Consider the following 26,474-nt stretch of genomic DNA (forward strand, 5'->3'; position numbering starts at 1 on the left):
AAATAATAACAAAAAAACACAGCCCCCAACTAAGGAAACTGTGTTTAATAAAATATAGTAATCATATTCCAAATCACTCCACACAACTCCCTTCGCTGGTATTATCCAGATCAGGTTCAAAGGGTTAAAGCAGCTACTTTATCTCAGCCCGAAGGCTCCCCTGTTAAATTTATTAAATTGTACTGAGCTTTCTTTTATAAACGAATGGTCAGCTCAGCATTAGGGCATCGAGCCCGTCTCACTAACTCTTAATTTTTATCACGCATGGTCGAGTTAGCATTAGGGCATCGAGCCCGTCATACTGAGCTTTCTTTTACTTATTTTCCAGTGCTTTCATTACAATTAGAAGCAAAATATAAGTGACAATAGTAGTCGGAATCAAAAAACTTGCATTATAAATAGTCGAGTAGGCCCAAACATTCTGTCCTTCTGGAGCATAACTGCCAAAAAAGATAACCCCTGATAGAATATGGACTATCAATCTTAAGGCAGAGGCCACCAAAACTGCCCAAAACATTCTTAGAGGCTGAATTATATCATCTTTTCTAATTTTGAAAATTCCTGCAGCACCTAAAACCATATATGGTAACGGATAATCCATAATTAGCTGAATCGGATGAATAATATAAGCTCCAAACATCAGCTGCAATAAACCGTAGGCCAGGCCGCTAAACATTCCCGCTCCTAGACCCCAGCGAAATGCAATTACCAATATCGGAAGCATTTCTAGACTTACTGATCCTCCCTGTGGCATCCGCCAGAGTTTTAAAAAATTTAATACAACTGCTAAGGCAACCGCAACTCCAATCTCAGCCATCATTCTTGTTGAAAATTTATTCTCCATAATAAAAACCCTCCTGATTTGTGAGGAACAAACCGGAGGGCTTAATATTTTTATATTACTACCTACGCCTGCATTACCAGGATCAGGTCAATGGGTCGATAATTACTTATCCTCTCAGCCTCCAGTTTGGCTCCCCAGTCTTTAGTTTTAAAATTTAATCATATCTAAATCTCTATCTAGCTGTATTATACAATAGAAATTTAAATTAATCAAATAAAATTATTCATCCATAATTTTTCAGCTGACAATAAAAGCTAAAAACCCCAGAATAACCTGACCAGCATTGGAACAATCAAAGCCAGTAAAATCTGCAGTGGTGCTCCAACAACAATAAAATCCTTAAACTTAAAACCACCTGAACTATAAACCATTAGATTTGTCTGATAGCCAACAGGACTGGCAAAAGCTGCACTGGCAGCAAAAGTAGTTATCAAAACAAAAGCAAAAGGATTAACTGCCAGCTGCTGAGCAGTACCAATCCCAATTGGCAGCATCAAAAGCACACTAGCATTATTACCAATTACATTCGCCATTATTGAAGTTGACAGATAAATAATCATTGCAATTGCAAACGCCGGTAAAACATCTGCCAGATTTAAAATTTTTGCTGCAATATAGGAAGCAGTGCCTGATTTTTCAATTGCCATTCCCATTGGTATTAATCCTGATAATAAAAAGTATACCTCCCAGTCAATAGAACTAAAAAAGTCACTTTTATTAATAACACCACTTAAAGTCATTAAAAAAGCCCCACTCAAAGCGGCAATAGCCACTGGTAAAATATTTAAGGCAACTGTCAAAATAAAAAAGAATAAAATTCCAGCTGAAATATACATTTTTTTACGATCAAATAAATTTGGATCATATTCGTGATCAATAATAAAGTTATTATTTTTACTCAGACGACCCAGAGTTTTCTCAGTTGCTAAAAGCAAAATTAAATCTCCAGGTTGGAAACGATAATCACGCATTTTTTGATGAGTAATTTCTTCACCGCGCCTTAGGGCTAAAACATTACAATTATACCTTTCCAAAAAATTTATTTCATCTAAAGTTTTATTTACTAAAAAAGAATGCGCTGGCACTACAACTTCTATCAAAGTTTCACCAGCCAGTGGCTGTTCTATAGAATGATCATCAACAACCATTTCGGGCAAAGTTTTCATTCCTTTACTTTTAACTAACTTTAGTAAAGTTTCCTCTCTAGCCCGAATGATCAAGTGGTCTCCTACCCTAACAGTCTTTGCATTTAAGGGTTTCATAAATTGTTTTCCATTACGAATAATTCTAATAATGTCATAATCTAATTCTTTATCTTCAGCAATTTCGTTAAAAGTTTTACCAACAAAAATACAATCTTCTCCTATTAAAACCTCAGTTAAATAATTTTTCATTTCGTATTCATCAGTTAAATCTTCCTCTGTTTCAAGTCGGGCCGGAATTAATTTATGACCAACTGTTAGTAAATAAAAAATACCAAACAATAGAACGATAATTCCTAAACCAGTAAACTCAAACATTGAAAATGGATGTCCCAACATTCTATCTGAAACCTGACTTGCCAATAAATTAGTTGAGGTACCGATTAAAGTCACTGTCCCTCCTAACATTGCTGTGTAAGAAAGCGGTATTAATAATTTAGAAGGAGAAACATTAGTCTTTCTACCTAATTCCCTAACCATCGGAATTAAAGCAGCTACAACAGGAGTATTATTAACTATTCCAGAAGTAGAGCCGGTTAAAACTGAAATTAAAGCAATCTGTTTGCGTGGGTTTTCACCTGTAATGTTAGATATTTTATCACCTAAAAGCTGGACAGCTCCACTGCGTTGAATACCAGCACTGAAAACAAACATCGCCATAACTGTAATTGTAGCTGAGTTACCAAAGCCTGATAAGGCATCTTCTACTGACATTTTTGACAGTTCATTGAAAACAGCAAGCGTAATTGGAACTAAAATAGCCATTAAGCTGATTGGCATTGGCTCCCAGATAAATAAAACAAGGATCACTACAATTAAAGAAATTATAAATATTATACTGCTGTTCAACTGATTTTCGACCTCTAGCTCTCCAACTTTTTGATTAGTATTTAAGTCCTGGGCTGAAATGTTCAAAGAAAAGAATATCAAAATAGTAATTAAAATTAATACTGCAATATTTTTCTTATTTATTAGAAACATCATTTGACCCTCCTCGGGGCAAGCCCACGAGGTTTGCGAGCAGACTTTCACTCTATAACCTCAATTTTTATAATATTAAACTAATATAAATTTTAATGCTACCTTATATAACATTTTAACAAATTTTGATTGTTAATTCTAGTCTTTGGAAGTTAATTTGATTCACTTAAAATAAACTGAATTAATTTAATTTTAATATTTAATTGAAACTTTTAAGCTGGCCTGTTAAACTAGAAGCAAAGTTAAACTAACAAAAAAAGATGGGGTGGTTGACCTTGCAAGATATAAAGAAATTATTTAAAAAGTACAGTGCTGATATGGTAAGTGGTTTAACTACTGCTACTATTGCTCTACCCCAAAATATGGCTTATGCATTAATACTGGGGATTAATCCAATTTATGGTATCTATGCTTCTATTTTTTCCATGCTGACAGCATCTATATTTAATTTATCTTCTTATATAATTGTAGGACCAACCAATATGATGGCAGTAGCTCTCTACAGTAGTTTAAATAACTATCAGGGAGAAAATTATTTGCAAGTTATTTTCTTGACTACTTTTTTAATTGGTTTATTTCAATTTTTACTGGTTAGTTTCAATTTAAGTGAATTAATTAAGTATGTATCTCATCCAGTAATTGTAGCACTTTCACATGGAGCTGCAGTTTTAATTCTTTTTTCTCAGATTGAAAATTTTACTGGGGTCAGTGTTAGTGGTTCAAATGTGATAACTAAAGGCTGGCAGTTTATTTCAAATTTTTCTCAAATTAACTATACAAATTTAACGGTAGGTTTAATTACTTTAATTTTAATTTATATTATTCCGCTGCTAAAAAAAGAACTGCCAGAGTATCTTTTAGCAGTTATTATTATGACTTTATTAACTACTTTAACAGGAATCAATAATTCTATACCTTTAGTTGGTGAAATACCAAAAAAAATTATAGATTTTAATTTAATTCATTTTGATTTTCATTTAATTGGTCAGCTGTATACTAAAGCTTTTTCAATTGCGCTGCTTGGTTTAATCCAAACTATGGCTGTACTCCAGGCTTTATCTTTAAAAACAGATGAAGATCCAAATTTTAACAGAGAATTCAGAAGTCAGGGTATTAGCAACATGGTAATCTCATTTTTTAGTTCTTTTGCTATCTCTGCTTCTTTTTCAAATACCTTTGCAAATTTAAGTGCTGGTGCCAAAAACAGGATATCACAATTTTTCTGTGCGGTTTCTATTATAATTTTTATCCTATTTTTTAGACCTTTAATTTCATATATTCCAGTAGCCGTTTTAGCAGGCCTTGTAATAGCAGCTGCTTTGGGGATTACAAATTTAAAAGAAGTAATCAAAAATATGAAAACAACCAAAGGTGATGCATTAATTTTCTTCTCAACATTTACAGCTACAATAGTTTTGCCAAATCTTGATCAGGCAATTTATTTTGGAGTTTTAGTTTCTTTAGTTATAGTTTTACAAATTTCTAAAAAAGCTGATATAGAAATGCTATATTATGATAAAAAAGAAGATGATCAGGCCTATCACCTACATCATGCAAGCCATGAGGATGTGGATGAATCTGAAATTTCAACTAAACAGGCAAGAGTTGTTGACCTTAAAGGGGCAGTTCACTTTAGTGCTGCCGATGATTTAAAAGACCAACTTGATGATTTTTTTGAACCGAATACAGATTTCATTATAAGGCTTAGAAATGTAAGAAGAATTGATATCACAATTATTGGAGTTTTAGAAGAATTTATAGATAGAGTCCACGAAAATGATGGAGAAATTATGCTAACCGGGGTCAACGAGCGTTTATTAAAGATTTTTCGAAAGATAGGTCTCGCTAAAAAGGTTGGCGAAGGCAATATCTACCTTCCGGAAACTGAATATTTTGCTGCTACAAATAAAGCACTTGATTTTAGTGCACATGAAATCGGAAAAAAAGAAGATGAGTAACTTAACTCCCATTGAACTGCAGAAAAATTTAAACTGCTTTTCAAATGGGAGTTTTTAATTAAATATCTGTATTTTATTTTCTCAAACTATGTCCTTTATTTTGACTTACATGACGACCAAGTGAAGAAATAATACTACCAATACACTGGCGGCAATCTCCGGCTTCTTCATTAACACATATCTTATCCGGATAAATTTGATACTGCTCCCGGTATTTACCATCAGTTACATTAGGCATTACTACATTGGCACCTGCCTTCAAGGCTTTTTGTCTACCCTCGTCATCAATTGTACCTAAAGCTGTAGTAGCTGGAATATGAGTTAAAGGAAGTAGTAGCCTGCTTAAAGCTGTGAATTTTAGTGTCATTTCTACTGTACCAGTCTTAGTTCCTTTTAAAGGAGTTTGCTGGTGAGGAATAAAAGGGCCAGAGCCAATCATATCAAGCTCTAGTTTTTGACAGAGCAATAAATCTTCTGCCAAAATATCTGGCGTCTGTCCCGGCAAATCGATAATAACTCCACTTCCAATTTGATAACCCAACATTTTTAAATATCTAAGGCTTTCAATTCTATTTTCAAAACTCATTCCAGGATGATATTTTTCATATAAATTTTTAGAAGCTATCTCATGTTTTAAAAGGTAGCGATCTGCTCCCGCCTCACGCCAAAGTTTATATGCATCAAAATCTCTTTCTCCCAGACTTAAAGTAATTGCCATTCCGGTAGTTTTTTTAATCTCTTTGATGATTTCTGCTATTTCTGCAGCTGGATAATCATCCTCTCCTGACTGCAGAACTACTGTCTGATAACCTAGTTCAGAAGCCATTTGACTTGTTTTTATAATTTCTTCTTTCCTTAATCGGTAGCGCTCTAACTGCTGATTATCTTTTCTTAAGCCACAATAATGACAATTTTGTTTGCAATAACTAGAAAATTCTATAATTGCCCGCAAATGAACCTCATCACCACAAATTTCAGTTCTTTTCTGGTCTGCTTTTTGCAATAAATAATCTAATTTGTTTATATCTTCAGCCAAAATTGATTTAATCTCTTCTTTGCTTAGCTTAGCTTCTCTATAAGCTTGGTCAACTAATTTTTTGATTTTAAACTGGTTCAATTATACCACTCCTATAATTTTTTCTTGATCCTGCTGCCATAATTTTAACGCCTCAGGAAATGGTTTTAAGGCTCTATCTAAAATTCCATGCAGCCAGGCAATACCAATTCCATAGTTAATAACCGGCACACCAGCATTTTCTGCTTCTTTCAGCCGGGATAATACCTCTTTCCGATTCAACATACAACTGCCGCAATGTAATATTACATCATAATCTTTAAGATTTTCTGGAAACTCACGTCCTGAAACATGATCAAACTCTATTTCAGAACTAATCTTACTGTGAACCCAATTTGGGATTTTCACTGTCCCGATATCATCCTGCTGGCGGCGGTGAGTACATGCTTCAGCCACCAAAACTTTATCACCCGCTTTTAATTGCTCCATCGCTTTAGCTCCCTGCACAAAAGTATTAAGATCACCTTTATAACGGGCAAAAAGTACAGAAAACCCGGTCATTAAAATATCTTCAGCTACAGCTTCCGAGACTTTTTCAAAAGCCTGAGAATCTGTAACTACAATTTTAGGTTTTTTCTGAAGTTTATCTATTTCAGAACTAACTTCTGCTTTTTTAGTTACTAAAGCTGTTCCATCATTATCTAAAATATCTCTGATAGTTTGAACTTGCGGTAAGATTAACCTACCTTTTGGAGCTGCAGAATCAATAGGAGTTACAAGGACTACTACATCACCTGGGTCAAATAAATCACCCATTATTGTATCATAGCTTAAGTCCTCTGGCATTTTTTTAGCAAGGGCATCTCTTATTTTTTTGATCCCAATTTTTTCTTCAGCACTTGCTTCAATAATTATTAAATTTTTTTCTGCTGTAAATTTATTAATTTTATCTTTTAATAAATTAATTTCTTTTTTATTTTTTAACATTTCAATTTTATTAATAACAATAATATAAGCTATATCTTTTGCTTTGAAATCTTTAATTAATTCCTCTTCAAATCGCCCTATTCCCTGGCTGGCAGAAATCACAAGCAGCGCTAGATCAGTTTTTCTGAGAATTTCTTTTGTTTTTTTGATCCGCATTTCTCCCAGTTCACCTTGATCATCAATCCCAGCTGTATCAATCATCATCACTGGACCAATAGGCAGAAGTTCCATTGCCTTATAAACAGGATCTGTGGTAGTTCCTGGTTGACTGGAAACTAGCGCTAGATTTTGATTTGTCAGCTTATTTATTAATGAAGATTTACCAACATTACGCCTGCCAAAAACTGCAATATGAGGCCGATCTCCCTTTGCTGTTGAATTCATTTTCCCACTTCCTTCTCTAATCTTAATTTAAAGATATAAGTCATGTTCTCCTTCTGCTATCGCATCAAGTTTATCTGCTATATTTTCTGCCAACTTGGGATTATCTTCTTTTAGATCTTCCATTAGATTAGCCAGACATTCTTTACCGTATTCACGACTTTTATCTGTTCCATAATCTTTCAAATACTCTTTAAAAGTAAGCATTGCATTGGGGCGACAAAATTCCTGAATCTTACCCGGCTTAGCCAAATCCATAAAATCTTTGCCAGTCCTGCCAAGACGATAGCAGGCCGTACAGAAACTTGGAATATAACCATCTTTAGCAATTCCAGAAATTATTTCATCAATCGGACGCAGATCATGCAGTGAAAACTGAGCCAGCTCTTTTTTATTCTTATCTTTTTTATCATAACCACCGGGAGTTGTTCTGGAACCAGCAGATATCTGAGAAACTCCATGCTCAAATAATTCATTTCTCATCTCTGTACTCTCCCTGGTTGATAAAATCATTCCGGTATAAGGAACTGCTAATCTTAAAACAGCAACTAATTTACGAAAGTCAGCATCTGAAACCGGATAAGGTACTTCATCCAGAGGAGTTCCTGTAGCTGGATTAAGTCTTGGTACCGAAACTGTGTGAGGACCAACTCCATATTTTTGATCTAAATATTCTGCATGAAGCAGCATCCCAATCACATCAAATTTATAATCATAAAGGCCAAATAAAGCCCCAATACCAACATCATCAATCCCTGCTTCTTGAGCTCTATCCATTACTGATAATCTCCATTCGAAATTACTCTTAGGACCAGAAGGGTGCAGTTTTGCATATTGTTTTCTGTTATATGTTTCCTGAAAACAAGTATAGGTTCCTATTTCAGATTCTTTAAGCTTTTTAAAGTCCTCTGTACTTAATGGTGCAATTTCTGCGTTAATTCTCCTAATTTCTCCACCATTTTCTGTTTTAACATCATAAGCAGTCTTAATACTTTCTACCACATAATCTAAATCAGTAATTGGTGCTTCACCAGTTAAGACTAATAATCTTTTATGGCCTTCACGTTCTAAAGCTTCAACTTCCCTGCGAATTTCGGTTTGACTAAGTTTTTTACGGTCAATCTGATGATTATCCTTGCGAAATCCACAGTAAAGACAATTATTCACACACTGATTAGCAAAATATAAAGGGGCAAAGATAACCAGTCTTTTACCATAAATTTCTTCCTTTACTTTTCTTGCTGCTTCTAAAAATTGGTCAATTAAATCTTCATCCTCTACCTGAAGCAAAGTTGCTGCTTCTATAGAAGTAATTCCATCTAACTTCAGCGCCTTATCTATAATTCTTTTAACCTCCTGCTGACTTGGCTCTTTAGCAGAAGCTAAAATATGTTCAATTTTTTCGTCAGTTATATAATCACAAACCTCAGTTCTGTAATTGTTCCCAAATTCCTCTTTAAAATAATTTATTTCACTCATAATTTCCTCCTCTAAGTAGAACTAACGTTGACACAACAATTTTTTTAATTGTAGTAAAATTAATAAGTTTTAATAAAATATAAGTCCAGCCTGTCCAGATTTCTAGATTATTCGACTTCGACTGAGGTTAAAGCTGATTTTAGATTTACTCCCGGCAAACTTCCAAGTTGACCTGTAATTGCTCCAATCTCATCTGGAGTTCCTTCTACTATTAAAGATATCATTGATAATCCATGTTCAGCCGATGGAATGCCCATTCGACCAATAATACAATCAGCATTTTTGCTTAAAATTTTATTGATTTGATTACTCACTTTTTCTCTTTTTTTGACAACAATAGCAACTGAACCAATTCTTTTTTTCATTTTCCTGCCTCCAATATTTGTGATTCATTTCTTTTTAACCCGGTACAAAATAAAATCGGTACAAACAAAATTTAAAATTAGACATAAAAATATCCCCTCCCTTGATTTGCAGAAATATCCTTAAATTCAGGAAGAACTAAAATATTTTATCCTTTCAGACAGTTAACCCGGCTGATCAGATATTAACTTGTAATTAATTATAACTTATTCCAGTAGTTTGTTCAAGTTTTCACTTAAAAATTTATTTTCTCAATTTTTGAAATATTAAGCTATCTATCTAATTAAAGCTTTAAACTCTTTAAATGATTGATAATGGAGTTCAAGCCTAAAATTCTATTCTTGCTTTTTGACATCAAATGTTGTAAAATTGAATAGGAACACTTTATTCAAAAAATATATATGTTAAAGTGTTAAAGCATTAAATTCTTTTAATTAAAGAAGGGAGAAGATATAATTTATGTTAAAAAGTAAAAACACTTTATTTATTCTAAGTGCTGTTCTTGTTATTAGTCTTTTACTCAGTGGAATGGTTACTGCACAGGGAACTACTTTCTTATCAATTGCAACCGGAGGTACATCAGGTACTTACTATCCAATTGGAGGTGCACTGGCTAAAGTCTTAAATGAGAATATAGATAATATGAACGCTTCTGCTCAATCAACAGGAGCTTCTGTGACTAATACTCGTTTAATTTATAATCAGGAGGTAGAGCTCGCAATTCTACAAAATGATATTGCTAACTATGCGGTTAATGGTGAAAGACAGTTTGAAGGCAACCAAGTTAACAATATGAGTGGTGTTGCTTCTTTATATCCAGAAGTAATTCAAATTATTGTTCGTAGTGATGCAGGTATCAATAACATTGCAGATCTTAAAGGTAAAAGTGTGGCTGTTGGAGCCCCTGGTAGTGGTGCTGAAGCAAATGCAAGTCAGATTTTAGACTTCTTTGGTTTATCTTATGATGATATCGAAGAAGATTATTTATCTTTTGGAGAAGCAGCCAGTCGTTTAAAGGATAGACAGATTGATGCAGCTTTCTTAACAGCTGGTATTCCTACAGCTGCTGTAATGGATGTAGCAGCAACTCAGGATATTAAATTATTAAACTTCAGTGATCAAGATATTGAATCTTTAAATGAAGCATATCCTTATTTAACCGGAGTTACTGTTCCAGCTGGAACTTATAATGGTTTAGATAATGATGTTCAGACAGTAGCTTTACAGGCTATTTTAGTTGCTGAATCAAGCTTAAGTGAAGATGTAGTTTATAATATTACAAAAGCAATTTTTGAAAACAGAGATACTTTAATTGCTGCTCATGACAGAGCTAGAGACATCACTTTAGATGGTGCTATGTCTGGTATGACAGTTGAATTACATCCCGGTGCTCAAAAATATTATGATGAAGTAAAGTAAAGATTAAAAAATTTAGATTTTAGATTAGCTTAAAGTTTAAATAAATCATTATAAAATTGATTTAAAAGACTTTTAAAATTAATATCAAGCCTCTAAAATCTAACCAAAGGAGGATGACCGGGTATTGCAAAATACCCGGCTCTCATTTGTTATGACAAAAAATAAAAACTTTAAATTTTTTTTGCTTTTATTCTTGTTTATAATTCTAATATTTTCACTCCTTGTTTTTAAAGTTAATGTACTACAAATTATTAATTACCAATCAGATAAAATTATCTGGGAACAGACTGTTGAAGATGGAGATGATTTTAGTATTAAATATTTACATTCTGTTGCTAAAACACCGGTAATTGAATTCTTTGAAATCAAAGATGGAAAAATATTATTAACAGGAACAGAATATCAGTCTTATGGAGCAGGGCTTCCCACTTCAGCTGAGCAGGGGGATTATATAGTAGCTGATGATAAGTTTATAATTAAAAATATAGATCAAAAGTTACCTGAAATAATGCTCAGAGTTAGTGATTATGCTCAACACGAATTTATTTATAATGAAAAAAATTATAAATTATACGAAAATGTTAAAACTGAAACTTTACTGCAGATCAAGACTGAAAAATTTAGCTATTTACGATTTATCTTAAGGAGGTATTAAAATGGCTGAAAAAGAACACTTACAAGAAGATGAACTACTTAAAAAATATGACCCGACTACAGATTACAGACATTATACGGGGCTAGCAGCAATATTAGTTTCTACAATTGCTGTAACTTTATCTTTATTTCATCTTTATACCGCTGGATTTGGTATCTTACTTGCCTTAAAACAGAGAGCGGTTCATTTGGGATTTATTTTTACACTGATCTTTCTTTTATACCCAACACTAAAACATAAAAAAGAAAGTAAATTATTACTGACTTTTGATATGATTTTAGCCTTAGGAAGTATTGCTATTTCTTCTTATATTATATTCAACTATGAATCTTTGGTACGCAGAGCTGGTATGTACACTCAATTTGATCAGTTTATGGCTATCCTTGCTATTATAATTGTACTAGAAGGAACCCGACGGGCCTTAGGTCCTGAATTACCGGTAATCTCGATTTTGTTTTTACTTTATGCACATTATGGTCAGCAAATGCCGGGAATGTTAGCACATAGAGGTTATAGCTGGTCTCGTATTGCAAGTCACATGTATTTTACCACTGAAGGTATTTTTGGAATTCCACTTGGAGTCTCTGCAACATATATTTTCTTATTCTTACTTTTAGGTGCTTTTGCGAAAAGGACCGGGTTGGGAGATTTATTTATTGATCTTGCATTATCTTTAACTGGTAGAACTACCGGTGGTCCTGCAAAGGCTGCTGTTGTTTCCAGTGGTTTAATGGGTTCAATTTCCGGAAGTTCTGTTGCCAATACGGTAACAACAGGTTCTTTTACAATACCATTAATGAAAAAAGTAGGCTATAATTCTCAATTTGCAGCCGCAGTTGAAGCCTCAGCTTCTACTGGAGGTCAGATAATGCCACCAATTATGGGTGCTGCAGCCTTTATTATGGCAGAATTTATTGGTGTCCCATATGTTACTATTGCTAAAGCTGCTATTCTACCGGCAATTCTTTATTATATAACTGTTGGTTTAATGGTTCACTTTGAAGCAAAAAAACAGGGCTTAGAGGGAATGAGCGATGATCTAATTCCGAAGTTTTTAACAGTTTTAAAAAATAGAGGTCATATGATTGCACCTTTAATAATTATTTTCTATTATTTATTTAAGGGTTATACCCCTCTTAGAGCAGCATTTTTAGGAATTATTGTTTCTTATGCTTTAAGTTTTCTTAAAGAAGATACGCGAATGGATCTGCAGGATCTACTCGATACTTTAAGAGAAGGTGCCATTTCTGCATTAGGAGTTGCTGCAGCCTGTGCCGCGGTTGGTTTTATAGTTGGTGTTACAACTTTAACCGGGCTCGGACTTAAATTTACCTCTTTAACAGTAGCCTTAGCTAATGGTAATCTATTTTTTGCTCTATTCTTTACCATGGTAGCCTGTACTATTTTAGGAACAGGATTACCTACCACAGCTACATATATTGTCCTAGCAACAATGGCAGCTCCAGCTTTAACTCAACTTGGAGTACCAATTTTAGCAGCACATTTATTTGTACTATATTTTGGAGTAGTGGCAGACTTAACACCACCAGCTGCTCTGGCAGCCTATGCAGGAGCAGGTATAGCTGGCTCTAATCCACTTAAGACTGGATTAACGGCTGTTAAACTTGCAATTGCAGGTTTTGTGGTTCCTTTTGTCTTTGCTTATTCTCCTTCACTATTATTGATTGATACCACGGTTTCGCAAGTAATTTTAATCACTGGTAGTTCAATTTTAGGAGTATTTGCACTGGCAGCAGCAGTACTGGGTTATTTAAATCATAAAACCAGTTTTATAGAACGAATTATACTGGTAGCAAGTTCTCTTGGTTTATTAATTCCGGGCTGGCAGTCAGATATTATTGGTATTATTTTATTAGTAGTTGTTTTATTTATGCAGTTTAAAAGCGGCAAAAAATTAAATAATGCTGCAGCTTAAAAATACAAAAAGCCCCTCCAACTTGAAAAAAGTTAGAGGGGTTTTTTAATAATTATTATTTTCAATTTTAGTGATTATTATATGAAACTCTTTTTTTACGGATTTTATTTACAAATTTTTCAAATTCCCTATAATATTTAGCAGTATTAAATTCAACACTGATCTCAGGCTCTTTAGAAGAAGTCATGATCTTAAAATAACCCTGAAGCAGACACATATCAAGTTCCATAGCACTTATTTTATCATAGTAAATATGCTTCATCTTATAGCCAAAATAATCATCTCTAATTTCTTTAAAGCCTTCTTCTGCATAAACAAGCCCCTGATTTGTAGCAACCAAAAGCTTGGCTGAAGAAAAAACTGGTGAAGATTCAACTCTTTCATTCACGTGCTCTCTTTTGATAAAAACAAGTCCCTCAATTTCTTCATCTTCAGTAAAAATCGACTGTTTTTTCACCACATCTTTAAAAATTTGATGAACCTCAAAATCAGCCTCAATGATTTCTGCAATCTTATCCTTTAAAGTTCTCATTTTAATCTCCTCTCTACTCGACTAATAAACAAAATACGGTGAGATTAAAACAAATTAAAAATCAAAATTCAACTCAGAATAAAAGTAATACCCACCAATGCAGCTGTTTTTTCATAAGATCTTCCTCCTCTAAATTAATTTTATCATAATTTTATTAACTTAATCAATAATTAAAATATTATGAGGATCATTTACAACAATCTGAGGACTTCCCTGATAAATTTTTATTTCTCCTAAAACTTTAATTTTTTTATCTAAAATATATTCAGCTGGTGGATAATCAAATTTATTTAGATTTTGATTAAAAATAATTATAGAAAGTGTATTTTGATAATCATTAGAAAAATTAAGATAATTAACAGAAGTTGTAGCCGCAGTATTGACAATTTCACCTTCTATAATTACCCTCTCCCCTATAAAAGAAGCTGCTTCTTGATAAGAAATTATTGGTAAACTTTTTTGTAATTCCAAAATTTGTGACCAAATTCCCAGTCTTGATTTTCTTGCTTTTTTTACTGCTTTTTTAAATTCAGCTTCATATTGATCATTTGGAGCCACTATCATCAAATTTGCATAACCGTTTTCTAATAATTTTTGATTAAAATTTTCTCCATCTTGAAAGATATAGGCTAAAGTTCTCCCATAATGATCTTCTTTTTCATTATCATATTCTAAAACAACATTTTCTCCTAATAAATTTTTAATACTATAATCCCTGGCTTCTTCAGCATAATATTCGGAGTTATTATTTTTCCAATCAATCTCAGGGGTATCAACTCCAAGCAAACGAATTGAATCACCAGCTGCAGTTTTAACGGTATCTCCATCAATAACTCTTTCAATATATACCTCATCTGTCAGCTGCTGATTACAGCCTGTAATTGATAAAATTAAAACTGCTAGTATTGTTAATAAGATTAATGATTTCTTAAACATTCGATCAATCCTTAGCCTAAATTATTATAATAATTGATTATTTTCAAACTGATATCCAAGAGATTATTGCTGATAATTACTCAAAAATTTCTTTAAACGCCCAATTGCAATTCTTAAGTCCTCCTCTGATGGCAAAAACACCATGCGGAAATGATCAGGATTAGGCCAGTTAAAACCGCTCCCCTGAACTAAAAGAACCTTTTCCTGTACCAAAAAATCAAGTATAAATCGTTCATCATTTGTAATATTAAACTTTTCAGTATCAAGCTTCGGAAAAAGATATAAGCCTGCTTCTGGCTTCACACAACTAATTCCTGGTATATCTGTTAAAAGTTTATATGCCAAATCTCGCTGTTCTTTAAGTCTACCTCCGGGTAAAACTAAATCATCAATGCTCTGATAGCCACCTAAAGAAGTCTGGATTGCATACTGAGATGGAACATTGCTGCAGAGCCTCATTGACGAAAGTATATTCAAACCTTCAATATAACTTTCTGCATGATATTTAGGTCCGCTGAGCATCATCCAACCAGCTCTAAAACCAGGTACTCGATGAGATTTTGAAAGACCACTAAATGTCACTACTAAAACATCATCTGTTAAAGTTGCTATCGATGTATGTTCAGCTCCATTATAAGTTATCTTTTCATAAATTTCATCACTATAAATAATCAGATCATTTTCTTTAGCAATCTTAATTACGGCTTCTAAAATTTCAATTGGATAATTAGCACCAGTCGGATTGTTAGGATTAATCAGTACAATTGCTTTAGTTTTTTCGTTAATCTTAGCTTTGATATCATCCAGATCGGGATACCATTTAGACTGCTCATCACAAATATAATGAACAGCTTTCCCGCCCGCTAAATTGACTGAGGCTGTCCAGAGTGGGTAATCTGGCATTGGAATCAAAACTTCATCTCCATTATTTAAAAGCCCCTGCATTGCAAGAGTAATTAATTCACTAACCCCATTACCAATATAAATATCATCAATCTCAACATCCATAATCCCTTTTTTCTGGTAATACTGCATAACTGCCTTGCGGGCAGGAAAAATACCTTTGGAATCACAATATCCCTGAGAATTTTTTAAATTATACATAACATCATGAATAATTTCATCCGGTGCATTCAAACCAAAAGGTGCAGTGTTACCAATATTCAATTTGTAAATAGTGTATCCCTCTTCTTCTAACCTAGCTGCCTCGTCAAGAACAGGCCCCCTAATATCATAACAAACATTTTCCAATTTAAGTGATTTTTTAATATAATCCATTTTTTTCCTCCAATTCTACTTAATACTCGCTACTCCATACTAATTAAAAACTCTCTTCCTTTATTATTATACATCATTTCATCAGCTTTTCTAAATATATTATCAATATTTTCTTCTTTTTTTGTTTTTATTGCAAAACCAGTTGAAATATTTAGCTGTTCAACAAATTTATTTTTTTTATTATATTCTTTGACATTGTTTTTTATTCGTTCAAACAGGCTTTTAGCTGTTTCCAAACCACTATTAGATAAAATAATAGCATACTCATCGCCACCAATCCTAGCGACTACATCTCCATCTCTAGTTGATCTGTTTAAAATTTCAGCTGCTTTTTTAATATATTTATCTCCCTTTTTGTGGCCATAATTATCATTGACGTCTTTTAACTTATCTATATCAGCCACAAAAATTGTAATTGGTAATTCTCTAGAATTAGATAATCTTTCGAGTTCATTTTCAAAATACCGTCTATTATATAATCCAGTCATTTCATCGTGAAAGGAAAGATATTTAACTTCATTTAATAATTTAGTTAATTCCTTATTATTTTTTTCTATTTTTTTCTGAGTTTCGCTCAATTTTAAATGTGTATTTACCCTTGCCAGTACTACTTCTTTTTGAAAAGGTTTGACAATATAGTCTACTGCTCCTACCTGAAAACCTTTAACAATATCTTTGCTTTTATCAAGACCACTAATAAAAATTATTGGAATATCAGCAGTTTCAGAATTATTTTTGAGAAATTTACAAACTTCAAAGCCATTAATTTCAGGCATCATTATATCAAGCAGAATCAAATCAGGTTTTTTAATTTTTGCAAATTCCAAAGCCCTTTTACCACTTTTAGCTACTACAATTCTATATAACTTTGCTTTTAAAATATCACTTAAAATTTCTATATTTAATTTGCTGTCATCTACTATTAGTATGGTCTTTTTATTCATATGCTCTCCTTTACAAAAAAATCTAGGGCAGTTTGCACCATCACCGCAACTCCATCTTTTAAAACTGAATCATTAAATTTAAAGTCCGATTGATGATGATTAATAATTTTACCTTCTGGTGCTATCCCCAGAAAATAAAAAACTGATGGTAGCTCTTTTCCAAAGAAAGAGAAATCTTCTCCACCCATTTCAGGTTTTTCTTTTTCCCTAACTTTATCTTCACCTAAAATTTTAGCGGCTGCCTGTGCTAAGAGCTCAGTCATCTCCGAATTATTAATTACAGGTGGATAACCAAATACATAATCAAATTCATACTCTGCTCCATAAATATTACAAATATTTTTTATTACTGTTTCAATATTGTCAGCCAGTTGTTCTCTGATCTTAGATTTTAAAGAGCGCACAGTCCCTTTAAGAATTGCCGAATCTGGAATAACATTATGAGTACTTCCTGCTTCAAAATTACAGACAGAAATAACTGCTGATTCTGAAGGATCAATTCGGCGGCTTATAATTTTTTGCAAGGCTGAAATAATTTCTGCTCCAATTGGTATCGGATCAATTGTATTATGAGGCCTGGCTGCATGTCCACCTCTACCAATTATTTTCAAATCAAAATGGTCTGGTGAAGCCATAAAAGGACCACTTTTATACTCGACTACTCCTTCAGGAGTGCTCCCCCACAGATGAAGCCCCAAAGCGGCATCAACTTCAGGATTTTTAAGAACCCCTTCTTTGATCATGCCCTCAGCACCACCAGATGTTTCTTCACCTGGTTGAAAAAGAAACTTGATGTTTCCATTAAAATCAGCAGCTAATTCTTTTAATACCAAAGCAGTACCAATTAAAATTGCTGTATGACCATCGTGGCCGCAGGCATGCATTACCCCATCTTTTTGGGAAGAGAAAAGCAAATCATTTTTTTCTTGGACAGGTAAGGCATCCATATCTGCTCTAATAAGGAGAGTTTTGGAATCAGGCTGATTACTATTTTTAAAAGTAGCTAAAACTCCAGTTCCAAATATATTTTCCTTAACTTCAAAACCAAGCTTGCGCATCTCAGTGGCTGCCAAGGCAGCTGTCTCAGTTTCTGCAAAAGATAATTCTGGATTTTGATGAATCTGATGTCTGATTTCAATTATTTTAGACTCAATTTCTGCTGTTTTATTCAATATTTTTTGTCTTATAGTCATCTTATTCATTAGTTAATCATCCTCATTTTCTACTATATACTTTAAATTTACTCTGTCAGGTTTAAAAATAGCTGTAAAGCTGCTGCCAAAATAAAAGTACAGTCATAAATACTGGAATCCAAAGCAGCTGTAACGTGAAATCCTGATATACAAAATCATGAATTTTTTTAGAAGCATTAAAAATTGCGTTATAGAAAAATGTTTCAAATATTTTCTCAGTATCAAATTTAACACTTTTACGGCTTAAACCATAAACAAAATTTAAAAAAACCTGCAGATAATTTTCTAAAGATAAATTAGCCCTTGCTTCAATTTTAAATGCATTGTTGTTAATAAATAGATAAGCTGCCAGAGCAAAATATATTAATGTATCTCTTAAACCACTTATTAAGTGAAAGTCTTTTTCAGCTAATGTTCCCAGGACATTACCGGGCATTTCTGGCCAGAAACCAACAACGATAATACCGATTATTCCAGTAAATAAAGCCAGAATATCTGCTGTATAAATATGATAATGGTTAAAACCCTGCTTTAAGTCAGCAAAAAAACTGCTGTAATCCTGATCTTTAATAAAAAGCCAGTAAACTACTCGAGCTGCATATAAGAAACTTAAGAGACCAAGCAAAAAGAAAACTAGAGTTGCCAGTAAACCAGGAGTCTGGGCTGACTTAATTAAATACTTACTATTATAACCAGCCGTAAAAACTACAGCTCCTAAAGATGCAAAACTCAAAATTGTTGCTAGAGCAGTAATTGGCCTCCTGGCAGCTGCATCTTTAAAATCGTAAATTATTCGAGTACCATACTCTTTCTGCCAGATACCACTACTGATAAATAATGTGGTTTTTGCAAATCCATGAGCAATAATATGTAATACGGCTCCATAAAAAGCATATTTACCGCCTGTACCAATGGCCAAAGCAATAAAGCCTAACTGACTTACAGTAGAATAAGCAAGCATTATTTTTAAGTCAGCAGAACGAAGCGCCTGCCAGCCAGCATAAACAATCATTGCTAGTCCTAGTAAAAAAAGAAAAGTATTTCCGGTTTCCATTGGAATTATTTTAAGTAAAAATATATAACCAAGTTTTACTACCCAACCTGATAAGATTGCACTAACAGGTGCTGGAGCCTCCGAATGAATTGGGGGCAGCCAAAAATGAAATAAAAAGAGACCACTTTTCATTCCAATTCCCAAAATCAATATAAACTGAAGTGGAACTGAGTTAATTACCCCAATCTGGGAATAACCAAAAGCGTTAGCAGCTAAAGCACCAAAAAGCAAAATACTACTGCCGCTGAATTGAATCACAAAATATTGGCGAACAAGCTTCCAATCACTCCAGGCAAGCATAAAGGTTGTTGCCAGAGTTACAAGCTCCCAGGCAAAAAGAAAGAAAAACCAATCAGTAGTTAAAATTGCAACTAAAGCACTCAAAAGGTAAAGCAAAGTTAAAGCATAATACCAAAATTTATTTTCTTTAATATAATTCCAGGCTGCCAGAGCTGTCATTAGAGTTAAAATAACTCCTACTTCAGCCAGCAGTGGAAAAAAACTATCAAATTGAAAACTTGCAAGAAACTGCTGCCAGATAACAGCCATATTTTAACCTCCTAATACTAATTCTATATATCTTTCTACATTTATAATACTATCAATTGCCATTTTAAGTGGTAAATCAAAAAATCTAAAACCAAGTCCAAAGCCGATGATAATTGCAGTATAAGCATAGGTTATAAAACTAACAATTTTTTCTCTGTATAAAACAGAAAGTAATGGTCTACTAAAAACCTCTTCTTTTAGATCATCTTCGGTTAATTTTATTTCTTCAAAGCCTTTTGCTATATAGCGCAGATAATATATAACAGCTGTTAAACTACCAAAAATCACAATAAAAGCCCCAAAATAGCTGCGCGCTTCCAAAAATGCCATTAGAACATACCATTTACTTGCAAAACCAAGTAATGGTGGCATTCCAATCATACTTAATAATAAAGCTATAAAAGCAATGAAAACTGATTTGTTTCTTAGTCCGACTCCTTTAAAATCTCTATAGGCATGAGAGCGAGTATACTGCAGTAAATAACCACAAGCAACAAATAAGCCTGCTTTCATAAACATATGACTGATAATATGCAGTATTCCACCATAAAAACCAGCTTCAGTATTTAACAAAATAACCGCTGTGATCATACCAATATGACCAATACTTGAATAACCTAAAAGCCGCTTAATATTGTTTGACTGCAGTGCAAAAACATGGCCTAAAAAAGATGAAAACAAAGCTATATCAAGCAAAAGAATATTTAAATTTAAGGCCATAATTGTATCAAAACCTATAACAGTCCAAAAAACTCTAATAAAAATATATAAATAAACTTTTGATAAAATACCTGATAAAACAGCTGTAACCGGTGATGGCGCTGAATCATAACTTTTAGGAAGCCAAAATAAAAACGGAAAAATCCCCATTTTAATTAAAATCGATGTTAAAAAGATAGCAGAAATAAATAACTGAATTCCACTTTCTAATGAAGCAAAACCCTGAGATACTGCTGCCATATTTAAAGTTCCCAGATTAAAATAGACTATTAATACTCCAAGAAAAAATAAGAGTCCTGCCAGAACATTATAAATTAAGTATTTAATAGCTGCTGCACTTGCCTCTTTATTTCTTTTAAAACCAATTAAAGCTCCAGAGGTTATGGTCAACATCTCTATAAAAACATAAATATTAAACAAATCAGCAGTTAATAAAGATCCCATCGAAGCTGCTGCTATTAAAAAATAAAGAACATAATATTTGCCTTCATGATGACCTATATAGCCAATTGAATAAATAACTATCAACAAAAGACTTAAAGCAGTTATCACAACAAATAAAAGACTCAAACCATCCATTGCTAAAGTTATTCCTAATGGTGGGTGCCAGCCGCCTAAATAGTACTGCAGAAAAAAATCGCCATCTTTAAGGCGCTGAAAATTATTTGTTATTATAGTAATAATCAAATATGATTCTAGTATAATTCCAAGCAGAACGAAAAAACGCCTTAATTTTGCATTAATCAAATCTATTAATGGTATTAAAAAGGCCGTACCCAGAGGTACTAAAATCAGAAATAAAATTTTAATATCCATCAATCAACCTCCCAGAACAAGTTCAATATATTTTGCTGGATTTAAAAGTTCAAAAATTGCTGTATTAACAGGCATTTCAAAAATTTTGAAACCCAGACCAAAAACAATAATTAAAATAGTAAAAATATAAATTATACTTTTCATTGTATTAGCAGAATGAAAAAATCCTTTTAAAGAAAGAAATTCTTCTCTAATTGTTTTCCCTTCTTCTTTTACTGTTTCATAAGCATGAGAAATATATCGTAGATAGTAAACTAAAGCAATTAAGCTTCCAGCAGCGACCACAAAAGCTCCGAAAAAATGCCTTGCTTTCAAAAAAGCTAAAAGCACATACCATTTACTAACAAAACCAATCAGTGGTGGCATCCCGATTGTTCCCAGACAGATAACAATAAATGAAATAAAAACCAAGCGATTTTTATGTCCTATTCCTCTAAGATCATCAATGTGATGTGAGAGAGTTGTCTGTAGCAAAAATCCACTGCTTAAAAACAGTCCAGATTTCATCATCATATGGGCAATAATATGGAGCAGACCTCCATAAAAAGCAGCTTCTGAATTTAAAAGAAGTACAGCCAGGATCATCCCAATATGACCGATACTGGAATAAGCAAGCATTTTTTTTAAATCATCAGCCTGCAGTGCAAAAACATGCCCAATTAAACTAGAAACTAAGGCAAGATCAAGCACAAAAGCACTTAAATGAAGTTCTACTAAAAAATCAAAAGCAATCATTGTCCAGAATAATCTCATAAATATATAAAGATAAACTTTTAATAATACACCTGACAAAAGAGCACTAATTGGCGCTGGACAAGCACTATGTGCTCTTGGCAGCCAGAAATGAATCGGGAAAATACCAAGCTTAATTATTAAAGCAAGTAAAAAGAAGATTATAATTGTCAACTGCATTGGAGTTGAGATTAAAGCAAAAGACTCAGCAACTGCAGCCATTTTTAAAGTCCCCAAATTAAAATAAATTAAAATCATACTGATGAAATAAAATACTCCACCTGTAATTCCATAAAACAAATACTGCATTGCAGCTCTTGTTGTTTCCTTTGTTTTTTCAAAAGAAATCAGCGGAGTAGTAAAGATTGTTATTGCTTCGATAAAAAGATATAAAGTAAACAGATCTGCAGTTAAAATACTCCCCTGTATTGAAGCAAGCACTAGAAAAAAAAGAGAAAAATATGTATTTTCTTTTTCTTTTATGTATTGAGTTGAAAAAATAACTATAAAAAATATTACTGCAGTAACTATTAAGGAAAAAAGCAAACTCAAATTATCCATAGCTAAGTTAATAACAAATGGCGTATCAGTATAGCCTAAAGTATACTGCAGAAAAAAATTAGAATTCTTAACAGCTTCAAAATTTAAAATGAATAAAGACAAGACTAAAAACAATTCAATTCCGGCTCCAGTAACTGCTATTGAATTCCGAGCTCGTCGGTTAAAATTATTGCTAAAATACATCAAAACAGCAATTAGAGAAGGAAGTGCTACTAAAAGAATTAATTCAACATTCATTAAGCTCATCAGTCATTCAGCCCCTCTATTTCATCTCGTTCAATGGTTCCACTGAACTTATTTAATTCTATTATTAATGTTAATAACAGAGCAGCTGTACTAGCTCCAATTACAATTCCTGTTAAAGTTAAAGCCTGAGGCACAGGATCATTAAATTCTCCCATCGTCTCTCCCAGTTTATGAATAGAAATTTCGCCTCCAATATCTGAAAATGAAATAACCCAGAAAAAGACGGCTGCCTCCATTAAATTTAGTCCAATTACATTTTTGATTAAATTTGTCTTCATAATTAAAGCATAAAAGCCCAGCATAAAGAGGATAATAAAAATCAAATTACTAAACATTAAAAATCCTCCTCAAAAGTTTTTTGAATCATACTATAAAAGATAATTGCCAGACCGGCCCCTACCTTAAAACCAACACCTATGTTTATATAAGGAATACTTCCAGCAGAAATTAAGGTTCCTTTTTCTGCAGTTAAAAAACCAAGATTATTTAAAAAGGCACCTTCCATAACAATTCCAGCAAGTCCAAATCCAAGAAAAGTCATGGCACCAACTGTTTCTAAAACAGTTTTTGTCTGTGGACTATAACGTCTGTAATCAAAAGCACTACCATAAACAATACTAAAAATAATTGAAATAGCTGCTAAAATTACTCCTCCTTGAAAACCTCCACCTGGGGATAAATGCCCATGAGAAATTACATAGAAACCAAAAAGCGCGATAAAAGGAGTCATAATCCCTAAAGTTCTCTTTACAATAAAGGAAAGCCCCTTAGATGATACAGGCAGCATTTTGCGAGATAAAATTAAAACTATACCACTTACTGCCCCAAAAATAACTGTACTCTCTCCCAGTGAATCAAAAGCCCTATAATCATATAAAACTGCTGTAATTAAATTTAGAGATCCAGTATCATTTAGACCATATGTAATAATATAATCTGAGATCCCCTCATCCAAGCCTTGATACTCGGGCATTAAAGCAAAATTGTGATAAAGAGCAAAAGTAACAGCAATTAAAACTGTCGAAATTAAAGTTTTTTTAATTAATTTATTCATAATTTTCACCCCCGGCTGACTTTTCAGTCGGAATCACCATGTCTTATCTGACTGATAGCACTCATAAAAATTGCTGTATTCAAACCAGCACCAATTACTGCTTCTGCTAAAGCAACATCTGCTGCTTTATGCAGTAAATATAATGATGTTAAAATTAAAGAAAATATTGATAGAAAGATTATAGATATCAATTCCTCATCAAAACGAACAGCCATTACAGCTGAAAAAATTAAAAACACAATTAGTATAATCTCAAGAATGGCCATCTTTATCTCTCCCTAAATAATCAGAATAAGCATCTATCTCATATTCTTTTGGTAAAGCAATTTGTCTTTTATAAGACGCTCTTGCGATGGCGTGAGTTGCCATTGGATTAGAAAATAAGAAAAATATTCCAACTAAAACAATTTTAGCACTTAAGAAAAACTCCCAGACATAAATTGCAGTTCCTATTGTCATCAAAACTGCAGACATTGTAAGTACAACAGCTGCAGCATGCATCCGGGTATAAACATCAGGGAACCGCAGCAGTCCTAAAACAGTTACAATTGCAAAGGCTGAACTAGCTGCCATAAAAAAATATGCAACTATTAATCTAATTGTCATTATCTATACAGCTCCCCATGTTCAAAGTATTTAGCATAAATTAACATATCAATAAAAAGCAAAACTGCATATGCAAGTACAATGTCTATCAATAAAAGTATATCATATTCTAGGGCAATCATTAACATCACCATCGACATAAAAATCCCAATTGTATCGGCACCGATTAATCTATCTGTAATGGTAGGACCAATTACTACTCTGTATGACACAATAAAAGATAGTATAGTAAAAAATATAGCAAGTCCAATTATCATCTAAAGATCACTCCTACCCAGCGTTCAAATCTAGCAATTATTTTCTTTTTCAGTTCAGCCTCTTCAACTGTTTCTACATCAATCCAGTGGATATAGTAAGATTTTTCGTTTCTATCATAATCGAGAGTTAATGTTCCCGGAGTTAGTGTAATCAGATTGGCTAGAAGACTTAAACCAGTAATATCTGTTAGTTCAGTCTTGACTTTAACAATTCCCGGGTTAAAGGAAGGATTTTTCTCAAAAACATGTTTTGAAACTTTTAAAGCAGCTGTAATTGCTTCATAAAAAAATACAGGAACAAATAATAGTAAGAGAAACAGCTTTCTTAAATAGTGATACCAGGGAAGTTTTCGGTGAACTTCCCTGAATAACATATCACTAAAAAATAATGTTACTAAAAGTGAAGCTGCACTACCTATTATTAAAACATCTACCGTTATTTTTCCTGCAAATATAAACCATACAATCATTAAAAAACTAAAGGCAGATAATTTCTGCAGCATTTAAGCACCTCCGAACATTATTCTAAAGCATTATTATAAATAGTTAAAACATCTTCAGTATCTAATTCAACAAAGCTGCCAATCGGTCCATTTTCCGTTGCTTTCTCAGCCATTTCTTCCAAACGTTTAGCTGGGATATCAAGTTCTTTTAAAGTTACAGGCATTCCGATCTGACTGAAGAATTCTTTTGTCTTTTTAATTCCCTGACGGGCAGTCCACTCTAAATCTTTAAAATCAGGATCTACATCCCAGACTCGATGAGCAAACTGGGCAAAACGTTCTAAATCATGCTGATAAACATAATTCATCCAGGCAGGAAATACAACGGCTAGACCAGCACCATGAGCAACATCGTAAATTCCACTTAATTCGTGTTCCATACCGTGTGAAGACCAATCTTCTTCACGACCCGTACCCAATAGACCATTGTGAGCATTACTTCCAACCCACATAATCTCAGCTCTAGCTGCATAATCTTCATTATTTTCCAGAACCTTAGGTGTATTATTAATAATTGTCTTTAATGATGCTTCTGATAATCTATCTGTATATTCAACATTATCTGTATTTGTAAAATATCTTTCCATAATATGGGCCATAATATCAACTGCACCACAGGCAGTTTGATAATTTGGAAGAGTAAAGGTTATTTCAGGATTCATAATTGCAAATTTAGGTCTAATTAGTTTAGAGTCAATACTTCTTTTATACATTCCATCCAGCTTAGTTACAACTGAGCTGGTACTTGATTCACTGCCGGCTGCTGGAATTGTCAATACCACTCCAACCGGTAATGCCTCAGTAATTTCAGCATCGCCATAGTAAAAGTCCCAGACATCTCCATCATAAAAATAACCGACAGCAATTGCTTTAGCAGAATCAATAACACTTCCACCACCAACAGCTAAAATAAAATCAACACTTTCCTCTTTAGCAAGCTCAATTCCTTCCTGAACAAGTGATAATTTAGGATTAGGCTCAACACCACCTAATTCTACATATTCAACCCCTGCTGCTTCCAATGATTCTATAACTTTATCATAGGTTCCATATTTTTTGATACTGCCTCCACCATAATGTAATAATACTTTAGAACCATGTTTAGCCGTATATTCTCCTACATCCTCTTCTTTACCTTTACCAAAAACTATCTTAGTCGTATTTTGATAAGTGAAATTCTGCATAATAAATAAACCCTCCTATTAGATTAAAAACTCTAATTAATGAAGCTTATAATTAAATTTACCACTTTTTCTTAAAATTAAATAGTTAA

Annotated in this window: 25 protein-coding genes and 2 riboswitches; of the genes, 4 read left to right on the top strand and 21 right to left on the bottom strand. The window is 33.1% G+C overall.

All coding sequences use genetic code 11. The features are described 5' to 3' along the window. Window positions 1–70: 70 nt before the first annotated feature. A riboswitch (TPP riboswitch) is annotated at window positions 71–172 on the bottom strand. A 141-nt stretch (window positions 173–313) separates the two neighbouring features. Both thiT and HSACCH_RS11400 read right to left on the bottom strand, forming a co-directional pair. Continuing rightward, entirely contained in the window at window positions 314–844 is a 531-nt protein-coding gene (thiT, locus tag HSACCH_RS11395; protein WP_005489962.1) for an energy-coupled thiamine transporter ThiT, read from the bottom strand. A 42-nt stretch (window positions 845–886) separates the two neighbouring features. Next, window positions 887–991, bottom strand: a riboswitch (TPP riboswitch). 107 nt (window positions 992–1,098) lie between these two features. Next, window positions 1,099–3,027 (bottom strand): SLC13 family permease, encoded by a 1,929-nt coding sequence (locus HSACCH_RS11400; RefSeq protein WP_005489964.1) that lies wholly within the window; start codon window positions 3,025–3,027, stop codon window positions 1,099–1,101. A gap of 275 nt (window positions 3,028–3,302) precedes the next feature. Between HSACCH_RS11400 and HSACCH_RS11405 the strand changes: the two genes are divergently transcribed. After that, window positions 3,303–4,985, top strand: a complete 1,683-nt coding sequence (locus tag HSACCH_RS11405; RefSeq protein ID WP_005489966.1) for a SulP family inorganic anion transporter — start codon at window positions 3,303–3,305, stop codon at window positions 4,983–4,985. Window positions 4,986–5,058: 73 nt separating this feature from the next. On the opposite strand, the gene hydE is transcribed toward HSACCH_RS11405, so the two are convergent. The 4 genes from hydE to HSACCH_RS11425 form a co-directional block, all read right to left on the bottom strand. Continuing rightward, entirely contained in the window at window positions 5,059–6,102 is a 1,044-nt protein-coding gene (gene hydE / locus HSACCH_RS11410) for a [FeFe] hydrogenase H-cluster radical SAM maturase HydE (protein ID WP_005489968.1), read from the bottom strand. Next, entirely contained in the window at window positions 6,103–7,371 is a 1,269-nt protein-coding gene (gene hydF / locus HSACCH_RS11415; RefSeq protein ID WP_005489969.1) for a [FeFe] hydrogenase H-cluster maturation GTPase HydF, read from the bottom strand. A gap of 27 nt (window positions 7,372–7,398) precedes the next feature. Then, window positions 7,399–8,847, bottom strand: coding sequence for a [FeFe] hydrogenase H-cluster radical SAM maturase HydG (hydG, locus tag HSACCH_RS11420; protein WP_005489970.1), 1,449 nt, complete (start codon window positions 8,845–8,847; stop codon window positions 7,399–7,401). Window positions 8,848–8,954: 107 nt separating this feature from the next. Further along, window positions 8,955–9,212: a TM1266 family iron-only hydrogenase system putative regulator gene (locus tag HSACCH_RS11425; RefSeq protein WP_005489971.1), complete on the bottom strand. Its 258-nt coding sequence runs from the start codon at window positions 9,210–9,212 to the stop codon at window positions 8,955–8,957. Between the two features lie 457 nt (window positions 9,213–9,669). Between HSACCH_RS11425 and HSACCH_RS11430 the strand changes: the two genes are divergently transcribed. The 3 genes from HSACCH_RS11430 to HSACCH_RS11440 all read left to right on the top strand — a co-directional run bounded on the left by HSACCH_RS11430 (window position 9,670) and on the right by HSACCH_RS11440 (window position 13,220). Beyond that, on the top strand, window positions 9,670–10,629 hold the full coding sequence (locus tag HSACCH_RS11430) for a TAXI family TRAP transporter solute-binding subunit (protein WP_005489972.1): 960 nt from the start codon (window positions 9,670–9,672) through the stop codon (window positions 10,627–10,629). A 151-nt stretch (window positions 10,630–10,780) separates the two neighbouring features. After that, window positions 10,781–11,284 (top strand): DUF1850 domain-containing protein, encoded by a 504-nt coding sequence (locus tag HSACCH_RS11435; protein ID WP_235044020.1) that lies wholly within the window; start codon window positions 10,781–10,783, stop codon window positions 11,282–11,284. 1 nt (window position 11,285) lies between these two features. Beyond that, a complete protein-coding gene (locus tag HSACCH_RS11440; protein WP_005489974.1) occupies window positions 11,286–13,220 on the top strand; it encodes a TRAP transporter permease in 1,935 nt (644 codons plus the stop codon). 67 nt (window positions 13,221–13,287) lie between these two features. Here the strand turns inward: HSACCH_RS11440 and HSACCH_RS11445 are convergent, their stop codons facing one another. From HSACCH_RS11445 to HSACCH_RS11515, 15 genes are all read right to left on the bottom strand, one after another. Next, window positions 13,288–13,752: a hypothetical protein gene (locus HSACCH_RS11445; RefSeq protein WP_005489975.1), complete on the bottom strand. Its 465-nt coding sequence runs from the start codon at window positions 13,750–13,752 to the stop codon at window positions 13,288–13,290. 159 nt (window positions 13,753–13,911) lie between these two features. After that, entirely contained in the window at window positions 13,912–14,688 is a 777-nt protein-coding gene (locus tag HSACCH_RS11450; protein WP_005489976.1) for a thermonuclease family protein, read from the bottom strand. Window positions 14,689–14,751: 63 nt separating this feature from the next. Then, window positions 14,752–15,966 carry a pyridoxal phosphate-dependent aminotransferase gene (locus HSACCH_RS11455; RefSeq protein ID WP_005489977.1) on the bottom strand — a complete coding sequence of 405 codons (1,215 nt, stop codon included), beginning with the start codon at window positions 15,964–15,966 and terminating at the stop codon, window positions 14,752–14,754. Window positions 15,967–15,995: 29 nt separating this feature from the next. Next, entirely contained in the window at window positions 15,996–16,910 is a 915-nt protein-coding gene (locus HSACCH_RS11460) for a GGDEF domain-containing response regulator (protein WP_005489978.1), read from the bottom strand. Then, on the bottom strand, window positions 16,907–18,112 hold the full coding sequence (locus HSACCH_RS11465; protein ID WP_005489979.1) for a M20 metallopeptidase family protein: 1,206 nt from the start codon (window positions 18,110–18,112) through the stop codon (window positions 16,907–16,909). The genes HSACCH_RS11460 and HSACCH_RS11465 overlap by 4 nt, the downstream gene beginning before the upstream one ends. A gap of 52 nt (window positions 18,113–18,164) precedes the next feature. Further along, window positions 18,165–19,706 carry a complex I subunit 5 family protein gene (locus HSACCH_RS11470; protein ID WP_005489980.1) on the bottom strand — a complete coding sequence of 514 codons (1,542 nt, stop codon included), beginning with the start codon at window positions 19,704–19,706 and terminating at the stop codon, window positions 18,165–18,167. Window positions 19,707–19,709: 3 nt separating this feature from the next. After that, window positions 19,710–21,242 carry a Na+/H+ antiporter subunit D gene (locus HSACCH_RS11475; RefSeq protein WP_005489981.1) on the bottom strand — a complete coding sequence of 511 codons (1,533 nt, stop codon included), beginning with the start codon at window positions 21,240–21,242 and terminating at the stop codon, window positions 19,710–19,712. Window positions 21,243–21,245: 3 nt separating this feature from the next. After that, a complete protein-coding gene (locus tag HSACCH_RS11480; protein ID WP_040477571.1) occupies window positions 21,246–22,772 on the bottom strand; it encodes a complex I subunit 5 family protein in 1,527 nt (508 codons plus the stop codon). Window positions 22,773–22,780: 8 nt separating this feature from the next. Beyond that, on the bottom strand, window positions 22,781–23,116 hold the full coding sequence (locus HSACCH_RS11485; protein ID WP_005489984.1) for a sodium:proton antiporter: 336 nt from the start codon (window positions 23,114–23,116) through the stop codon (window positions 22,781–22,783). After that, entirely contained in the window at window positions 23,116–23,835 is a 720-nt protein-coding gene (gene mbhE / locus HSACCH_RS11490; protein WP_005489985.1) for a hydrogen gas-evolving membrane-bound hydrogenase subunit E, read from the bottom strand. The genes HSACCH_RS11485 and mbhE overlap by 1 nt, the downstream gene beginning before the upstream one ends. 23 nt (window positions 23,836–23,858) lie before the next feature. Continuing rightward, entirely contained in the window at window positions 23,859–24,101 is a 243-nt protein-coding gene (locus HSACCH_RS11495) for a Na(+)/H(+) antiporter subunit B (protein ID WP_005489986.1), read from the bottom strand. Continuing rightward, a complete protein-coding gene (mnhG, locus tag HSACCH_RS11500) occupies window positions 24,088–24,441 on the bottom strand; it encodes a monovalent cation/H(+) antiporter subunit G (protein WP_005489987.1) in 354 nt (117 codons plus the stop codon). The genes HSACCH_RS11495 and mnhG overlap by 14 nt, the downstream gene beginning before the upstream one ends. Continuing rightward, a complete protein-coding gene (locus HSACCH_RS11505; RefSeq protein ID WP_005489988.1) occupies window positions 24,441–24,698 on the bottom strand; it encodes a monovalent cation/H+ antiporter complex subunit F in 258 nt (85 codons plus the stop codon). The genes mnhG and HSACCH_RS11505 overlap by 1 nt, the downstream gene beginning before the upstream one ends. Next, window positions 24,695–25,201: a Na+/H+ antiporter subunit E gene (locus HSACCH_RS11510; RefSeq protein ID WP_005489989.1), complete on the bottom strand. Its 507-nt coding sequence runs from the start codon at window positions 25,199–25,201 to the stop codon at window positions 24,695–24,697. Before HSACCH_RS11510 ends, HSACCH_RS11505 begins: the two co-directional genes overlap by 4 nt. Window positions 25,202–25,218: 17 nt before the next feature. Beyond that, entirely contained in the window at window positions 25,219–26,385 is a 1,167-nt protein-coding gene (locus HSACCH_RS11515; RefSeq protein ID WP_005489990.1) for an iron-containing alcohol dehydrogenase, read from the bottom strand. Between the last annotated feature and the right edge of the window lie 89 nt (window positions 26,386–26,474).

Source organism: Halanaerobium saccharolyticum subsp. saccharolyticum DSM 6643, assembly GCF_000350165.1.
GTDB classification, from domain to species: Bacteria; Bacillota; Halanaerobiia; order Halanaerobiales; family Halanaerobiaceae; genus Halanaerobium; species Halanaerobium saccharolyticum.